The organism is Venatorbacter sp. C2-1 (genome assembly GCF_022832715.1).
GTDB classification, from domain to species: Bacteria; Pseudomonadota; Gammaproteobacteria; order Pseudomonadales; family Oceanobacteraceae; genus Venatoribacter; species Venatoribacter alkanivorans.
Window position 1 is genome coordinate 4,134,306 of record NZ_CP094879.1, and the last position, 16,622, is coordinate 4,150,927.

The window sequence follows — 16,622 nt, forward strand, 5'->3', positions numbered from 1 at the left end:
GCATCAGCCGCACAGATAGGTGCCGGTACCCACTGCGATTAACAGCCCTTCTTCGTTATGAAATTCCATACGTGTTACGGCCACTTTATTGCCGATACGCAACAAGGTTGCACTGGCAATAAATTCTTTGCCTTTACCGGGGTGGAGAAAATCCACACGCATATCAATGGTGCCGAGTTTAGCCAGTTGTTTGGGCCGGTCTTCTTTCGGGATTTCATTTTTGTGCATGCGCTGCCAGGTCGCGATTAACGCCATAGCGCCGCCGGTTACATCGAGCGCGGTAGAAATCGCGCCGCCATGCAGAATGCCCTGCAGCCAGTTACCAACCAGATCGTCGCGCATATTCATACTGAATTCACAGCGGGTATCGCTGAGCAGCTTGGGTTTAAGGCCAAGCAGTTTGTTAAACGGAATCTGGTCGAGAAAATTCATCACCAGTGTCAGCTCGGTTTTGCTGAAGCCTTCAGCTTGTGTGGTCATGCCCTCTGCGGTCATGAAGTGCCCCTTTGTCTTTATTGTTATGACTCTGGCCCGCTCTGGTAAAACGGCGGGCAGGGCATTGTTCACAGGGGACAGGGCGGAGTCAAAGAAAACGCTGGCAAAATCTGCTGCCGGCAGCGGGATTCAGGGGTTCCGTTTTTTTGCCATGGTCCATTGACTCATTAGGTCGATTGTCCTAAATTTCATATTAGGACGGATGACCTAGATCATAAATACCCAGTGGAGCACAAACCTGTGGCCAATCAACCAACCAGAGAACGTATCGTTGCCGAGGCCGATCAGCTGTTTTACCAGCAGGGTTTTGAGCACACCTCGTTTGCGCAAATCGCAGAAGTGCTGGGGATTTCGCGGGGGAATTTCTATTACCACTTCAAAACCAAAGACGACATTCTGCACGCGGTCATCAGCCATCGCCTTGCCCGCACCTATTCGATGCTCAGTCACTGGGAGCTGGAAGGGGAAACCCCCACCGACAGAATCCGCAGCTTTATCCATATCCTGCTGACCAATCAGGCCAAAATTACACGTTACGGCTGCCCGGTCGGCACGCTCTGCACTGAGCTGGGCAAGCTCAATCATCCGGCCAGAGATAACGCCAATGAGCTGTTCACCTTATTCCGCAGCTGGCTGCGGCGGCAATTTGAGCAGCTTGGCCGCCATGCCGATGCCGATGAACTGGCAATGCATTTGCTGGCCTGCAGTCAGGGCGTAGCAACATTGGCCAGCGCATTTCAGGATGAAAAATTTCTTCACAACGAGGTTAACCGTCTTGAACACTGGTTAACGTCCATCACAACAACAGAGCAACAGGAGTCGCTTTAATGTTTATCGTGCTGTTACGTTTTTCACAGAATAAGGCACAGGCCGCTGCCTTTATGGATGGTCACAATGAGTGGCTCAGACAAGGCTTTGCTGATGGAGTTTTTCTGCTGGCAGGCAGCCTGCAACCGGGCCTTGGCGGCGCGCTTATCGCTCACGGTATTACACGTGATGCTCTTGAGGCCCGGGTAAATCAGGACCCCTTTGTAGCGGAAAATATCGTCAGTGCAGAAATACTGGAAATTGATCCGAAAAAGGCCGATGAGCGCCTGAGTTTTCTGCTGAATTAGCCCTGAACACCGGAGCGCATTATGAATACGGAAATTAAAGGCCCGGATGGTAAACCGCGCTGTCGCTGGTGTGCTGCCGCCCCTGAGTTTTTTGCCTACCACGACGAAGAATGGGGTTTCCCGGTCGACAACGATATCCGCCTGTTTGAAAAACTCTGCCTGGAAAGTTTTCAGTCCGGACTGAGCTGGCGCACTATTCTGGCCAAGCGGGATAACTTTCGCGCAGCCTTTGCCGGTTTCGATTTCAACAAAGTCGCGCTGTTTGATGAGTCTGACGTTAAGCGCTTATTAGCGGATGAAGGTATTGTCCGTCATCGCGGAAAAATCGAAGCCGTTATTAATAATGCAGCCAAAGCCCGTGACATCGTTGCTGAATACGGTTCACTTGCTGCGTATTTCTGGCGTTTCGAACCCGATAAAAACAGCCTGCCAGAACCTCAGACGGTCTCGGCCTCTGAGGCTTCTGCAGCGCTTTCCAAAGCACTGAAAAAACAGGGGTGGAAGTTTGTAGGTCCGACAACGGTGTATGCATTTATGCAGGCCATGGGGCTTGTTAATGACCATTCCGGCGGCTGCATAATCCGGAAGAAAGTGGAGCAGGCGCGCAAGGGCTTTAAACGTCCCTGATCTGCAGATATCAGACGGTGAGTCTGCCGCCACCCGCTCAGCAGACTCAGCCGGTTATTCAGACGCCGGCTTCTGCTTCGGCACGTTGTGCCGCCGGAGAGCGGGCGATATAAGCCAGTGCCTGGGCGGTATCGCCTTCGGTGATCGGGTGGAAGCGTGGTGATAACCAGCGCAGCGTGGCTTTCAGCAGAAAGCTGAAGCTCGGTACGTGGTCGGTGTTGCGGCCACAGCGCTCCATTTTCCGGGTCATTTTCAGCCAGCCCCAGCGGCCGATTTTCCGCACTTCTGCATCTTTATCCTGTGCTGCCAAAAAGCGCGTACCGGTAAAGACAAAATAAATAAACAACGGAAATACAAAGGCCATCAGCAACTGACGGCTGAGGTAAAAACCGATGCGGGTTTTGCACAGATGACGGTGCAGGTCATAGGCCACGGTGCGGTGTTCAACCTCTTCGGCCAGATGCCATTTAAACAGGTCGGCCATTACCGGGTCGGCTTTATTCCAGCTGGTGTTATCCATCGCCCACTGGCCAAGAATTCCGGTGAAGTGTTCTACCGCACCGATAATACCCACGCGGGTTATCAGCCAGGAGCGCTCGAACATGTTCAGCTGCAGAAATTTCTGCCCCAGCGGCTCATCACCCAGCAGGGTTTTAAACAGAAAGCGCACCCGCTCAAGAAAAGGTTCGCAGTCTATCTCGTGCCGGTTCAGATATTTTTGCGCGGCGCTGTGTACGCGCGAATGCACCGCTTCCTGACGAATAAAACCTTCAACATCGGCACGCAGCTCAGCGTCATTTACCAATGGCAGTGCCTTGTTATACACGCGGCAGAACCACAGCTCACCTTCCGGCAACAGCAGGTGAATGGCGTTGGTCATATAGGAAGCCAGGGCGTCACCCGGAATCCAGTGCAGCGGGGTCTGTTCCAGATCAAAGCGCACCTTGCGCGCTTTCAGTTCGTGGCGCCCGGTTTGTTGTGTGGTTGCGGTGTTCATTGCAGGCTCCTTTTCTGATTCCTTGTTTTCTGTGCCCATTTTTTTCTTCCGGAATATCAGGCCCGTTCCGGTTTATGAGCAGACGTCAGCGGCCTGGCCGAGGCTGGTGATACCCGTACGGCGCGCAGTGCGCTGTCTTCCTGATTGCTGTCGATGGTGTGGGCAAAATCAGCAATCCATTGCGCCACCTGTGGCGCATGGGTAAGCAGCACCCAGTGGGTGGCGTCGATATCGCGGCGGTATAAATGTTCAACCCAGTCGGTTAATTCGCTGAACAACTGAGTGCCGACGTAGTTATCACCGGTTGGCACAATCAGCTGCACCGGGCAGTGCGCAAAGCGCTGCTCTGGGCGGAACATTTTGTTCATAAAGTTGGCGCGGTACAGGCGCACACCAATGGCACCATCGTCACGCTGGGTTGGATTGGCTTCCGGTTCGCTCACGCCTTCGCGCAGGCGCAGATACACCGGCCAGGCCTTGGCCAGTCCGGCCTTCCACATCAATGGCGCCAGCAGCGGCAACTGGAAAAATACGATATACCAGCTGCTGAACAGCTGACGGACGGCCTTGCTGATGTTGCCGAATGACGTGGAGAACAGGTGCTTACGCATCCAGAACCCCATATGGTCGAGACAAGGCCCCGACACGCTGGAAAATGAAGCAATCCGCCCTTTTAAGGCATCGGTGGTTACCGATTCCCAGCTCTGAATCGAGCCCCAGTCGTGCGCCGCCAGATGAAACCTGCGGCCGGGAATCAGCGTATCCACAACCGCCTGAAGATCCTGTGCCAGCAACGGCATACGGTAATCGGCAGTTTTTGTCGGTTTATCTGACTGACCGGCACCGCGCACGTCGTAGGCAATCACATAAAACTGCTGCGCCAGACGTTCAGCCACCGCATCCCATACGCTGTGGTTATCGGGGTAACCATGCACCAGCACCAGCGCCGGATTTTCCGCTTCGCCACGGGTCAGGGCGTGCAGGCGCACAGAGCCCGACTGAATAATGTGTGTGCTTGCTGTCATACCAGCTCCTGTATTTTTATTGTATCGGGGCGGCCCCGCTCAGCAGGCCGGTAAAAGTAGCAAAGAACCGGAACCCGGATGCAGGTTCGCCGACGCCAACTTTGTTCGCCAGAATCAGGCACACTCCTCTCCGGATCTGATCGCGGTGCCAATCAGCAGCAATACGCTTTTGCATAAAAGCTTCATAATCGCCCGGCATACTGCGCAGCACTTTACGGAAGGCTGAAAATCTGCAGAAATCCGCTGTTTAACGCTAAGGCATCAACGCTGTGTTTATGAGCCACCGCTCAATAAAGTTGCGTTATATCAGCACCGATTCAGCTACAATTGGCATACTTTTCAATTCCCTTCCCGATCAGGAGATTCCCCATGGCTTTCAGCGATGCTCAACGCTTTTTCCCGGAAACCCGTCTGCGCCGTAACCGTCGTGACAACTTTTCCCGCCGCCTGATGCGTGAAACTCAGCTGACTGTCGACAGCCTGATCTACCCGATGTTTGTGCTGGAAGGTCATCAGGAACGCGAAGCCATTGCCTCAATGCCGGGGATTGATCGCCTGTCCATCGACCTGATGGTGGCCGAAGTTAAGCACCTGTATAAGCTCGGTATTCCGGCTGTTGCCCTGTTTCCGGTAACACCGGCCAGCGCCAAATCCGAATTTGCTGAAGAAGCCTTTAACCCTAACGGTCTGGCGCAGCGTGCGGTGCGTGCCATTAAAGATGCGGTACCGGAAATGGGCGTGATTACCGACGTTGCTCTCGACCCGTTCACCACCCATGGTCAGGACGGCATCATTGATCAGGACGGTTATGTGCTGAATGACCGCACGGTAGAAACCCTGGTACAGCAGGCCCTGTCGCATGCTGAAGCCGGTGCCGATATCGTCGCCCCGTCTGACATGATGGACGGCCGCATCGGTGATATCCGCCAGGCGCTGGAAGAAGAAAGCTTTGTAAACACCCGCATCATGGCGTACTCGGCCAAATACGCATCCGCTTATTACGGCCCGTTCCGTGATGCCGTAGGCTCAGCCGCCAATCTTGGCAAAGCCGATAAAAAGACCTACCAGATGGACCCGGCCAACAGCAACGAAGCCCTGCACGAAGTGGCGATGGATCTGGCCGAAGGCGCCGACATGGTGATGATTAAACCGGGCATGCCGTATCTGGATATCGTACGCCGGGTAAAAGATGAATTTCAGGTACCAACCTTCGTTTATCAGGTGAGTGGTGAGTACGCCATGCACAAAGCAGCCGCACAGAATGGCTGGCTGGATGATAACGCCGTCATGGCCGAATCCCTGATGTGTATGAAGCGCGCCGGTGCCGACGGTATTCTCACCTATTTTGCCAAGCAATATGCAGAATGGATTAATAAATAAGGACCGAACATGAGTGACGCAGCCGCAGAAAAAAACATCGATTTAAGCAGCAGCGAATATTATATAAATCGCGAATTAAGCCATTTGCAGTTTAATATTCGCGTACTGGAACAGGCACTGGATGACAGCTATCCATTACTGGAACGGCTGTTTTTTCTGTGTATTTTCAGCAAAAATCTCGATGAGTTTTATGAGGTTCGCGTCGCCAACCTGACCCAGCAATTAACCTTTGCGCGTGAGCAGACCGGTGCCGATGGTATGCACCCGCAACAAGTATTAAGCAGTATTCATGCATTATGCAGCGCGACCGTTGAGCGCCAGTATGAAATTCTGAATGACACTTTGCTGCCGGCACTGGAAAAAGAAAATATTCATTTTCTGCGCCGTGCCGACTGGAGTGAAGACCAGCGCAGCTGGGTTCGGGCCTATTTTGAAGACAGTATTCAACCGTTAATCAGCCCGATTGGGCTTGATCCTTCACATCCGTTTCCACGACTGGTTAATAAAAGCCTGAATTTTATTGTCGCCCTTGAAGGCAAAGACGCCTTTGGCCGTGAAACCGGTCTGGCGCTGATTCCGGCACCCCGTTCACTGCCGCGCATTATCCGCGTACCGGACGAGCTCACCAAAGGTGGTGACAATTTTATTTTCCTGTCGTCAATGATTCATGAATATGCCGACGAACTGTTCCCCGGCATGACGGTAAAAGGCTGTTACCAGTTCCGTGTAACCCGTAACGCCGACCTTGAAATTGATCATGATGACACCGCCGACCTGGCATCGGCGCTGGAAGACGAATTGCATTCGCGTAACTTTGGCGAAGAAATGCGTCTGGAAGTCGCCGACAATTGCCCGGAAGAACTGGCGAACTTTCTGCTGAAACAATTCAATCTGGATACCACCGACCTGTACCGCGTAAACGGGCCGGTTAACCTGGGTCGTCTGATTGAAGTGATCGGCCAGATTTCACGGCCAGATCTGCAATACACTCCGTTTACTCCGGGGCTGCCGAAAAATATTAACTTCAACAAAAGTATTTTCGAGAGTATCCGCGACAAGGATACACTGTTGCTGCACCCGTTCGAGTCTTTTACGCCTGTGGTCGATCTGCTGCGTGAAGCAGCCAAAGACCCTAACGTACGCGCGATTAAACAGACCCTGTATCGTACCGGGGCAAAATCAGAAATTGTGAACGCTCTGGTGGATGCTGCCCGTAACGGCAAAGAAGTGACCGTGGTTATTGAACTGCGTGCGCGCTTTGACGAAGAAGAAAACCTCTACTTGGCTAACCGCTTGCAGGAAGCCGGTGCGGTGGTGGTCTATGGTGTGGTGGGCTATAAAACCCACGCCAAGATGATGCTGATTGTGCGCAAAGAAGGCGATAAATATAAACGTTATGTGCATTTGGGTACCGGTAATTATCATGCCGGTAACGCCCGTGCTTATACCGATTACAGCTTCCTGACCGGCGATGATTCCATCGGTGAAGACGTACACAAGGTTTTCCAGCAGTTAACCGGTATGGGCGAAGCACTACGCATTAAAAAATTATTCCATGCGCCTTTTACCCTGCACAAAAAACTGATTGAACTGGTTGACCGTGAGCGTTCCCATGCCGAAGCCGGCAAACCCGCGCTGATCCGCATGAAGGCCAACGGTCTGACCGAGCCAAAATTAATCCGCGCACTGTATAAAGCTTCACAGGCCGGGGTAAAAGTGGAACTGATTATCCGCGGCATGTGCTGTTTGCGTCCGGGTGTTGAAGGCGTGTCGGAGAATATCCGCGTACGCTCGATTATCGGCCGTTTCCTTGAGCATTCGCGTGTTTATTATTTTCTGAATAACGGCAAAGATGAAATCTACGCCGCCAGCGCTGATCTGATGGAACGTAACCTGTTACGCCGGGTAGAAACCGCTTTCCCGATTGAAACCAGCAAACTGAAAGAACGTATGAAAAGCGAGCTGGAAGTGTACATGCTGGATAACTGTCAGGCCTGGGACTTACAGTCCGATGGCAGTTATATTCGCGCGCAACCTGCTGAAGGTGAAGACATGGTGAAAGCGCAGGCGATTCTGCTGGAAACACTGGCGGCAAGTTCGTCGTAAACAATGCCGCTTGGCATTGATAAAAAAAGAGCTTCTGTTGAAGCTCTTTTTTTATGCCTGGTTTACAGAAGCAGCTACAAAAGAAATTACAGCGAAAAATCCCGTCTTAAGGTCAGCATCAGACGATCCTGATCATCAAACTGACCAAACTGCGTATCGTCTTTACCATCAAAGGCAACAGCCGCAAAGCTGACTTTCCACTGTGGTAAAAATTCATAGCTTACGGTTGCGCGCCATAACTGGCTGCTGTCGTCGACCCAGTTAACCAGCCATAACAGCCCTGTGGTTAAGCGGTATCGGCTCCAGTTTTTTTCCACCGAAACAGACGATTCCCAGATATCATCGTGATTGCTTTCTTCGTCGTACCAGTGGGTAGTCGCCAGCTGCAGATTCCAGGTCCATTCATTTTCCACCCGGTCAAATCCGAGCAGTGCCGAGGTACGGCTGCTGTCTTCTATACCTGCCGCAGTCTGCCGTCCTTCGCGCAGGTAATGCGCAATATCGCTGCGCAATACCCAGTCACCCATGGGGCGCGCCAGTGACGTACCCAGCATATCGCGTTTGGCCTGCTCGCGTACCAGCCGGGTATTTTCAGGGGTCAGCATTTCATCGGCGTGATAACCATGAAAGGCATACAGCTCAATATCGTTGCCGCCCCAGAACAGTTTTCCGCGCCAGCCAATATCCACACCATTACCGTCCTCATGTACTGGCGGCAGGCTGGCAGGCATGCCATTGGCAGCAAAATCACTGCCGGCCGGCGCCAGCCGGGTCGCTTTGCGTTGTGCGGCAATAATCAGTTGCTGTTCCCAGACATCACCAAAATAATCGGCAATTAACATTCCCCGCGGTTGCCGGCCGAGTGAATAATTATCGAAATAAGGTAAAAGAAATTCGCGCAGGTCGAGCGGATTCCACACATCAACGATGCGGAAGTAATCCGCGCGGCCCCATGCCTGCTGTTGTTTCCCTGCGCGAATTTCAAAGCGGTCGGCCGACCAGGTCAGGTAGAGCTCGCGCAATTCGGCATCGCTGCGCATTTCATCCCTTACCTCACCTTCGGCGTCGTCATACTGGCTGCGGTAACGGCCCAGTAAAATAGCGTTGGTTTTAAGCCGGCCGGTATTCATTTGCCCTTCCAGCAAACCTTCATAACGCTGACCGGGGTCTTCACCAGTGTTTTTTCCAGCCCTTTCCTGCTGGCGTATTTCTGCATGCCCTTTGCCACTGAACGAAGGTGCGGCAAGCGCCACACCATTCGCCAGTAACAGCGTAAATACAAGTGCAATCCGGATCATTACTGAATCCCGCTGCGCAGCGTACGCTCATTAAACAGGCGGTCGGCAATGCCAACGTTGTAGGTTGTTTCTTTGCGCAGTAAGCGGGTAAAACCACCTTCGACATGGTTGGTCATTACCGCTTCGGTTACTGTCCAGTAGCCGTCGATTTCTTTCAGGCCGGTAACCTCAAAGGTTTTGATATGGCGGCCTTCGCGGTAAAACTCATCACGCATAATCAGCTGACGTTCGGCATCAACATAAATTACGCGCTGGCTGTAACCGGTGCGTGGATTTTCCAGACCATTGGCGGTATGCGCAGCAATTTTTTGCAGCGTTCGGCCGTTTATTTCTGCCGTACCCTGATCTTCGTAGAGGTAATCATCGACGCGCAGACGTTCGATATCGGCGAAGGAAAAATCGGTCCCCAGAAACGGGCCTTCTTTCGAGTTTGTAGCAATACGGCGCGACTGACGCAGTGCCGGTAAATACAGCCACTGGTCATCATCTTTGCCGCTGGCTTCTTCGTAGCTGAACATCAGAATGCCGGTGCCGGCGGTATCGGCCGGGGCGGTGAAATACAGCACGGCTTTACGCTCGGCGCCGAACTTTTTTTCCAGCATTAACAGCTCACGTTCACGCACAAAACCATCACTCATGGTCTGTTCCAGAATCATGCGCGAACGGCGGTCATCACCGTCATCACGGTCACGCACCTGTTCCAGCAGAACTTCCGGTTTAATGGATTTTTCGCTGACGGCATAAGCAGGCAGCATGGTCAGACCCAGCAGCGTAAGTGCGGCACTTTTCAGCAGTAATTTCATTATTCAGTCTCCGACGTCACCAATGCCTGAGCGCGGCAATCCAGCACGCGGTAATCACGCGCAGACGCCTGCCAGACACTGGTATGGGTAAGTTGATATTGAGCAAGAGGAGGGGCGCTCAGTGGTGTTTTATGGCCCAGCACCACCAGCTGCAACTGGCGGAAATCCGGGCGCGCCAGCGCCTGCAGATCACGGCTGCGCAGGCTCTCGGCCATCATGTACATCTGCGCCAGTGCAGCATTGCTTTGCGGCAGGCCATTGGCATCGAGCAGCTCGCCACCCAAAATGCCGCCCAGATACGACAGCAGATTCAGCGCCGAATAATTACGTCCGTGCTGGCTGTCCGGCGCACCCGGTGCGTTTTGCAATTGCTGCTGTGCCGTTGCCAGAGCCTGCAACGCGGCCACGCCATCAGCACGCTGAGGCGTATCGTATTGCCACTGGGTCATATATAAACCGGCCAGCGGCCCCTGGTTTTCCGGCACGCTGACACATTGCGTACCGGCAGCGTTCAGGCTGGCGGCCAGATGCTCACTCAATTGCTGCAAGCCTTCTGCGGTGGCCGGTTTTTTCAGCCGCAGCCACAGATGCGTGGCCTGAGCATCAGCCGATACCAGCCGCCGCTGCACCAGCGGATGCTCTTCCACCAGCGCCTGCAGACGCTGCATACCGGCGGCGTTCAGTTCGCCTTTTTCGATAATACGGCGGAAGCGCACTTCATCCTGCTGGGCGACGATCACATTCATGCTGGCCAGGCTGTCGATGGTGCGCAGCAAGGGCTCACCGGCGCTGTCCTGCACCTGCCACAGCCCTTCAACAGCAGCCACCAGTTGCGGCAACAGCTCCGCCCGATACACGCCGTGCGGCGGGTACAGGCTGATCACCTGCCATTCGTTATCCTGTATGCCCGGCTCTGCCTGCGCCGCCTGCACCGCTGCAAAAGGCAGCGAGCAGGCAAACGAACAGGCCAGCAGCAGACGTTGCAGCCTACGCATTGGCAGGCTCCGCCAGACCATCGTCGGCACCTTCGGCAACACTGGCCTGTGGTGCATCCGGACGATGGAAGGCCGGCAGCACCAGCAACGCAAACAGTGCACTGAACAGCATGGTGAGCGAGATAAAGTAGCCCAGATTCACCAGTGCCTGATAACCCGACAGCGTCAGCACCAGGAAGCCAAAACCCAGCGCCAGGGTGTTGATCAAAATCGGCTTACCGCAGTATTGCAGCGCATTGGCCACCAGCTCGGCCTGATCCTGACCTTTGCTGAGACGCAGCGCCGCGATGGTGTGAATGGCGTAGTCGATGCCGATACCAAAGGAGATAGCCGCAATAATGGATGTGCCGATATCCAGCGCAGTGCCGGTCAGCGCCATCAGGGTAAACACACCCACCAGTGTGAACAGCAGTGGCAGCAACGCCAGCAGACCCAGACGCAGCGAACGCAGAATAGCGACCACCAGCAGCGCAATCAGCACCACCGCCAGCAGCAGACTCTGGATCTGACCGCCAACCACGGCATCGGTGGTGGACACCAGAATTTCACCATAACCGGCGGCGCGGATGCTGACTCCGGCCGGCAGCACAGTGCGGGCTTCGTTCATCACGCGCTCAATAACGGCGCCCACTTCGGATGAGCGGTCACTGTGCAGTACGGTGAGAATGCGGCCATTGGAGAAGCGGCGGTCAACCACATCAAACAGATCCTGACCGTTGGCGTTTTCGTACAGCAGGTAGTACTGCGCCAGCATCGGCTGGGTCAGGTCTGACGGCAGACGGTAATCTGCAGCACTGCCGCTGCTTTCACCTTCACCAGCGCTCAGCACCTGATGCATGCGCTCGATAAAGTTCACCGGCGAAATGGTAAAGCCCACCAGCGGATCGTTATTCAGCTGCTGCTGCAGTTTTTTCACCGCCAGCATCACCTGCGGCTGCTTGAAGGCATCCACGTCTTTGCTTTCCAGCAGGAAGCTGACCACGGTGGAGCCACCGAAGTTGGCGTTGATCGCGGCGTCATCCTGACGGATACGGCTGTCCGGCTCGAAGTAGCCGATTACCTGATTATCCACCGTCAGGTTCTGCTGGGTGTACACCAGCCCCACCACCATCAGTGCCAGCACCGCCAGCACCACGGTTTTACCATGGCCGGCGACGCGGCCGAGCAGGCCCATAAAGCGGCTGATCAGATCGCTGACCAGTAAGCCAAAACGTGGCCGCGGGGCTTTCCACAGAATCACCAGCGCCGGTAAGAACAGCATGGTAACGATCCAGGCGAACATAACACCCAGACCGACGAAGATGCCGAACTCACGGATAAAGATCACCTCGGTCCAGCTCAGGGCGAAGAAACCGGCCATGGTCGTCACGCTGGTTACCAGCATCGGCCAGAACAGCTTGCGCAAAGCATCCGAGGCAGCCTGGGTACGGGCCGCACGGTCCGGGTTATCCGGCAGCAGACGGTAATAGGTGGAGAGGAAGTGGATCGCGTCGCAGACAGCGATGGCGATGATAAACACCGGCAGCATAGAGGTAACGATGTTCTGTTTTACGCCGAAAGCCGCCATGGCGCCCAGCGTCCAGAACAGCGAAATCACGGCAATCAGCAGTGGCGCAACCACGCCCTGCAGACGGCCAAAGCTGAGCAGCAGCACGATAATAATCACCAGTAACACACCCGGCAGCAGGGTCTGGTTGTCCTGCTCCATACTGGTGGCGGTCTGCGCGGCGATCATTGGCGGGCCGCTCAGGTAGACGCGGTCGCTGAAGCCTTCACGCGCGGAGATATCGTTAATAATGCGGCTGATTTCACCGTAGGCCAGCAGCATCGCCGGAGAGTCGTCTTCGGCGATATTAAACTCCACCTGAATGGTGGTGGCGTTACCTTTGGGCGATATCAGGCCGTTAATAAACATCGGGTTGGCCAGTACGGCTTCACGCAGCGCCTGACGCTCGGCATCGGTCTGCGGCAGGGTTTTCATCAGCGGACGAACATCCAGACCGCCGGTAAAGGCTTCGATATGTTCCATGCGCGCCAGGCTGCGTACGCGCTTAACCGGACGCAGACGCACCGCCAGATTTTCCAGCCAGGCCTTATCCGGCACGCTCAGACCTTCCTGCTGCGCCAGACGCTGCAGTACAGGAATATCCTGCGGTGTAAGGCCATCCTGCAGCAGAGCATTGACCTGCGGCGTGGTCAGCACCTCTGCCGCCGCCAGTGCATTCAGGCGCTGGCTATCGGCATCGCTGATCAGCAGCATACGCTCAAAGGCACGGCTCAGTTCCAGCACAGTGGCCAGACTCTGGGCGTTGAAGACATTGCCTTCAGGGTTATCGATAGCGACAAAGGCCTGCTCACCGGAGTTGGAGAACAGACGCTTGGTGTCGTGATCGGCCACCCGGCTGGGATGGCTGTTATCGATCATGTAGGGCGTGCTGTTAATCTGCAGCTGGCCGGCAGCGCCGAGGGCGACAACGGTTACCAGCAACAGACCCAGCATCATCAGCCAGGGATGACGCTGCACCCCGGTAAACAATTGCATTACGGCGTTCATGCGATGGCCTCCTCAGCCGGTTTGCTGAAGGCGGTGGTGCCCTGATTCTGGTACACGCCAAGGTTCAGACCTTCGCGGGCCTGCTCACCACGGCGGAAACCTTCGACCAGATTGGTCCAGATCACATGGCGGTGAATTTCGATGGTGCCACCGGCAAAGAACACGCCGATGGAGTCACGCAGCAGACGCTCAAAATACTTGTCGCGGCGGTAGCCGGAATTACCGTGAATACGGATAGCGTTGATACAGGCTTCGTGCAGGCTTTCGGTGGCGATCATCTTCACCAGCGATGCCAGGCTGGAACAGTCGACACCCTGCTCCATGCTGTCCATAGCCCGCAGCAGTACACTGCGCAGCACTTCAATCTGGCAGTACATTTCGACGATCTGGCCCTGAATATACTGGTTTTCACCAATCGGACGACCAAAGGCCAGACGCTCCTGGCTGTAGCGCAGGCAGTCTTCCATCAGCGGTTCCATACAGCCGGTAATCACCAGACCAGTCAGCACACGCTCGACCAGGAAGGCGAAATACAGCACGTTCAGGCCACCGCCAACGCCGCCAACCACGGCCGATTCCGGCAGCAGGACGTTATTAAAGTTAAAGGCACCGATCGGCGTGCCACGGTTGCCCAGCAGCTCAAAGGGTTCACTGCGCTCCAGCCCCGGCACATCGGTGCCGGTAATAAAACAGGTAACGGATTTATCACCGGCGCCTTCAACATGGGCAAAGGTCATCACCACATCGGCCTGCGGTGCGTTGGTGATGTTCCACTTCTGACCGTTAATACGGAAACCATCCAGCTCCTGAGAAGCGGCGAGTTTCATCGCCCGCACGTCCGAGCCACAGCCCTGTTCGGTGATGGCAAAGGAGCCCAGCAGCTCGCCACGGATCAGCCCCGGCAGCCAGCGCTGTTTCTGTTCTTCAGTGCCGTAGCTGAGCAGACCGGCCTGCACCAGACCGACCTGAGCGACAAAGGACACCAGCACGCCCATGTCCTGACAGCCACGGGCAAAACCTTCAAGGGCGGCGGCGAATTCGCGCAGGCCCAGACCACGGCCACCGAATTCTTCCGGCATATGCAGACCAAACAGACCGCTGGCGCCGAGGTCACGCCAGATCTGACGATCAAAAGTCAGGGTCACATCACGCGAGGCGGCACTCGGGCGCACGCGCTTAAGGGCAACCTGTTCGTAAAAATCACGGATTTCCTGCTGTTGTTCATTCCATACCGATTTCATAACTGAGCCTCCAATTCCTTAGCTGCGTTGCTGCGGCTTGCACTTAAGGCAGCCAGCAGTGCGTTGTCATCCAGATCGAGCAGAGCTTCTACTTCATCGGCACGCGCCTGATTAATGTCCGCCAGCAACAGCCAGAACGGACGCACATCGCGGCCAACATAACGGTGGTGATAGAGATGATCCGCCGGCAGGCAGGATTCGCGCGCCGGCAGCAGTTGCGGGTTAAAACCGAAGAAAGTGAGGTTGCGCAGGGTGACGTTTTTCTCGCCGTCACCAACAAAGGCGCTGATGCCATAACGGCTATCAGAAACCACCCGACGATAAGCGGTCAGCAGCATGATACCGACACGGGCATTGCGTACCGGATCATCCAGCTCGGCTTTGGTTACCCGGCCAATTTCACGCACGGCTGCGGTTGGCAGGCCCTGCAGTTCGCTGACAGCGGCATACAGATCGCGGCCAAACGCCTGCTCAACACCAAAGTGCGGACGCTCTGCGCTGGAAAACGGCAGGCTGTCAGACAACGGCGCTTTCAGCGTGGAATAACCCAGCAGCTGGCCATTGTCGGTATCGATCAACACCAGATGCACATCCTGCGGATGCAGGTTGCTCAGCGGTTCATGGTGCAGCAGACGGCGTGCGGCCTGATCGGGGTTGATAAAACCAACACGGGCGTAATGCACAAAGGCAAAACGCAACAGTTGGCGTGCCAGCGGCCCGGCCAGTTGCTCATGGGGAATAGCAAAGGCCGAGATGCCGGCACGTTCGGTCAGCAGCTGATCGCGGTAGTTATGCAACTCCGGCATCAGCGGCAATTGGTAATGGCGCAGCGAGCGCTCCAGAAAGAACGGATCGCTGTCGCCACCCGGGCCGTTAGCCCAGGCACGCAGACCCGTGCGCAGTTCATTCAGTGCCGCTTCGTCGCGGGCCTGATCATCACTGACCCGGGGCTTGCGCATCAGGCTCCACAGGTCGACGTAGTTTTCGGTTTCAACCGCACGGTCGTTAATAATATCAAGCACCAGCGTCGAACCCAGCACACCAAATAAATTCGCCGCCAGACACAGCTGCGAGGTGTAATCCTTACCCTGCTGGTGACGTGCCAGTTCATCAAACATTTCCACCGGAATAAATTCATCCGGAATAAGCCGGGCACAGGCCTGCAGCGGGTCCAGCGTTGCGACCTCTTCGGCGTTCAGCAGTCCGGCCATTAATGGCAGTGTGCCATCGCGGTAATCAAACACCGGTACGTACTGCGCGGCAGCCATGTCGTAACCACAGATCACGGCTTTTTTATTGCGGTGCGCCACTTCGTGCAGCAGGAATTTCATTTCCAGCCCCGAGCGGCCGGTAACATCCACCGCATCAACAATGACATCCGCCCATTCAACCAGCGCATCGACGTTGTCGGGGGTAATGCCATTGCCGTAACCGTCGATCTGTACAAACGGATTTATCTGGCTCATGCGCTCGTGGAAAACATCCACTTTGGAGCGGCCGACATCGGTCAGTACCATATTCTGACGGTTGGCATTATTCAGTTCATAACTGCCGTTATCGGCCAGCACCAGATGCTCTGCACCGCTGCGCACCAGCACCTCAATAACACTGCCACCGGTCGAACCACAGCCGGCAATCAGGATGTGTGCATTGCGCAAACGCTGTTGTTCTTCATCGCTGATAAAACCCGCATTGCGCAGCGTAAATTCGTGATAAAAACTTTGGGCGTCTCCCGACCAGCCCGGATTTTGCTCTGCCATAATCCCCTCCTGACAAGCTGCCATTCCATCCTGAAAATTAATTCCACAGATCTGCCGGTATTGATGCGGACACGGAAAAACAAGGGTTTTTCGTTGTGTATGCCACACGACCGTTCTGCTCAGGTCTGCGGAGCCCGGATGCTAGGGAGGGCATTCATGACAGCACAACCACCGATTCCGGATTGCTGTCATGAAAAAAACTGCTGAGTTTTCTGATAATAAAAAT

General features: G+C 55.0%; 14 protein-coding genes. 5 read left to right on the plus strand and 9 right to left on the minus strand.

Annotated features, from left to right (window positions below):
* Positions 1–3: 3 nt before the first annotated feature.
* Positions 4–480, minus strand: a complete 477-nt coding sequence (locus MT343_RS18620) for a thioesterase family protein (protein ID WP_145467649.1) — start codon at positions 478–480, stop codon at positions 4–6.
* Between the two features lie 255 nt (positions 481–735).
* On the opposite strand from MT343_RS18620, the gene MT343_RS18625 reads away from it, so the two are divergent.
* The 3 genes from MT343_RS18625 to MT343_RS18635 are packed head-to-tail and all read left to right on the plus strand — an operon-like array spanning position 736 to position 2,237.
* Positions 736–1,323 carry a TetR/AcrR family transcriptional regulator gene (locus MT343_RS18625; protein WP_145467647.1) on the plus strand — a complete coding sequence of 196 codons (588 nt, stop codon included), beginning with the start codon at positions 736–738 and terminating at the stop codon, positions 1,321–1,323.
* Positions 1,323–1,610, plus strand: a complete 288-nt coding sequence (locus tag MT343_RS18630; RefSeq protein WP_145467645.1) for a YciI family protein — start codon at positions 1,323–1,325, stop codon at positions 1,608–1,610. Before MT343_RS18625 ends, MT343_RS18630 begins: the two co-directional genes overlap by 1 nt.
* A 21-nt stretch (positions 1,611–1,631) precedes the next feature.
* A complete protein-coding gene (locus MT343_RS18635) occupies positions 1,632–2,237 on the plus strand; it encodes a DNA-3-methyladenine glycosylase I (protein ID WP_145467643.1) in 606 nt (201 codons plus the stop codon).
* A gap of 58 nt (positions 2,238–2,295) precedes the next feature.
* Here MT343_RS18635 and MT343_RS18640 read toward each other — a convergent pair whose 3' ends face one another.
* On the minus strand, positions 2,296–3,234 hold the full coding sequence (locus MT343_RS18640) for a metal-dependent hydrolase (RefSeq protein WP_145467641.1): 939 nt from the start codon (positions 3,232–3,234) through the stop codon (positions 2,296–2,298).
* Between the two features lie 56 nt (positions 3,235–3,290).
* Positions 3,291–4,259, minus strand: coding sequence for an alpha/beta fold hydrolase (locus MT343_RS18645; protein WP_145467639.1), 969 nt, complete (start codon positions 4,257–4,259; stop codon positions 3,291–3,293).
* A 369-nt stretch (positions 4,260–4,628) separates the two neighbouring features.
* Between MT343_RS18645 and hemB the strand changes: the two genes are divergently transcribed.
* Positions 4,629–5,639: a porphobilinogen synthase gene (gene hemB, locus MT343_RS18650; RefSeq protein ID WP_145467637.1), complete on the plus strand. Its 1,011-nt coding sequence runs from the start codon at positions 4,629–4,631 to the stop codon at positions 5,637–5,639.
* A 9-nt stretch (positions 5,640–5,648) separates the two neighbouring features.
* The gene (ppk1, locus tag MT343_RS18655) at positions 5,649–7,745 is read left to right on the plus strand and encodes a polyphosphate kinase 1 (RefSeq protein WP_145467635.1); all 2,097 of its coding nucleotides are present in this window, start codon (positions 5,649–5,651) and stop codon (positions 7,743–7,745) included.
* Positions 7,746–7,831: 86 nt separating this feature from the next.
* On the opposite strand, the gene MT343_RS18660 is transcribed toward ppk1, so the two are convergent.
* From MT343_RS18660 to MT343_RS18685, 6 genes are read right to left on the minus strand one after another with little or no spacing between them, the layout of a single operon-like run.
* Entirely contained in the window at positions 7,832–9,043 is a 1,212-nt protein-coding gene (locus tag MT343_RS18660) for a DUF1302 family protein (protein WP_145467633.1), read from the minus strand.
* Entirely contained in the window at positions 9,043–9,846 is an 804-nt protein-coding gene (locus MT343_RS18665) for an outer membrane lipoprotein-sorting protein (protein WP_145467631.1), read from the minus strand. Before MT343_RS18665 ends, MT343_RS18660 begins: the two co-directional genes overlap by 1 nt.
* Positions 9,846–10,841, minus strand: coding sequence for a hypothetical protein (locus MT343_RS18670; RefSeq protein WP_145467629.1), 996 nt, complete (start codon positions 10,839–10,841; stop codon positions 9,846–9,848). The genes MT343_RS18665 and MT343_RS18670 overlap by 1 nt, the downstream gene beginning before the upstream one ends.
* Positions 10,834–13,395: an efflux RND transporter permease subunit gene (locus MT343_RS18675; RefSeq protein WP_145467627.1), complete on the minus strand. Its 2,562-nt coding sequence runs from the start codon at positions 13,393–13,395 to the stop codon at positions 10,834–10,836. Before MT343_RS18675 ends, MT343_RS18670 begins: the two co-directional genes overlap by 8 nt.
* Complete coding sequence (locus tag MT343_RS18680; protein WP_145467625.1) at positions 13,392–14,636, minus strand: acyl-CoA dehydrogenase family protein; 1,245 nt, start codon at positions 14,634–14,636, stop codon at positions 13,392–13,394. Before MT343_RS18680 ends, MT343_RS18675 begins: the two co-directional genes overlap by 4 nt.
* A complete protein-coding gene (locus tag MT343_RS18685; protein ID WP_186435831.1) occupies positions 14,633–16,396 on the minus strand; it encodes a HesA/MoeB/ThiF family protein in 1,764 nt (587 codons plus the stop codon). The genes MT343_RS18680 and MT343_RS18685 overlap by 4 nt, the downstream gene beginning before the upstream one ends.
* Positions 16,397–16,622: the final 226 nt, after the last annotated feature.

Excerpts from the sequence above, each read along its gene's own strand:
- MT343_RS18620 (WP_145467649.1), bottom strand. The coding sequence starts at position 480 with ATGACCACACAAGCTGAAGGCTTCAGCAAAACCGAGCTGACACTGGTG.
- MT343_RS18630 (WP_145467645.1), top strand. The coding sequence starts at position 1,323 with ATGTTTATCGTGCTGTTACGTTTTTCACAGAATAAGGCACAGGCCGCT.
- MT343_RS18635 (WP_145467643.1), top strand. The coding sequence starts at position 1,632 with ATGAATACGGAAATTAAAGGCCCGGATGGTAAACCGCGCTGTCGCTGG.
- MT343_RS18640 (WP_145467641.1), bottom strand. The coding sequence starts at position 3,234 with ATGAACACCGCAACCACACAACAAACCGGGCGCCACGAACTGAAAGCG.
- MT343_RS18645 (WP_145467639.1), bottom strand. The coding sequence starts at position 4,259 with ATGACAGCAAGCACACACATTATTCAGTCGGGCTCTGTGCGCCTGCAC.
- hemB (WP_145467637.1), top strand. The coding sequence starts at position 4,629 with ATGGCTTTCAGCGATGCTCAACGCTTTTTCCCGGAAACCCGTCTGCGC.
- ppk1 (WP_145467635.1), top strand. The coding sequence starts at position 5,649 with ATGAGTGACGCAGCCGCAGAAAAAAACATCGATTTAAGCAGCAGCGAA.
- MT343_RS18660 (WP_145467633.1), bottom strand. The coding sequence starts at position 9,043 with ATGATCCGGATTGCACTTGTATTTACGCTGTTACTGGCGAATGGTGTG.
- MT343_RS18665 (WP_145467631.1), bottom strand. The coding sequence starts at position 9,846 with ATGAAATTACTGCTGAAAAGTGCCGCACTTACGCTGCTGGGTCTGACC.
- MT343_RS18670 (WP_145467629.1), bottom strand. The coding sequence starts at position 10,841 with ATGCGTAGGCTGCAACGTCTGCTGCTGGCCTGTTCGTTTGCCTGCTCG.
- MT343_RS18675 (WP_145467627.1), bottom strand. The coding sequence starts at position 13,395 with ATGAACGCCGTAATGCAATTGTTTACCGGGGTGCAGCGTCATCCCTGG.
- MT343_RS18680 (WP_145467625.1), bottom strand. The coding sequence starts at position 14,636 with ATGAAATCGGTATGGAATGAACAACAGCAGGAAATCCGTGATTTTTAC.
- MT343_RS18685 (WP_186435831.1), bottom strand. The coding sequence starts at position 16,396 with ATGGCAGAGCAAAATCCGGGCTGGTCGGGAGACGCCCAAAGTTTTTAT.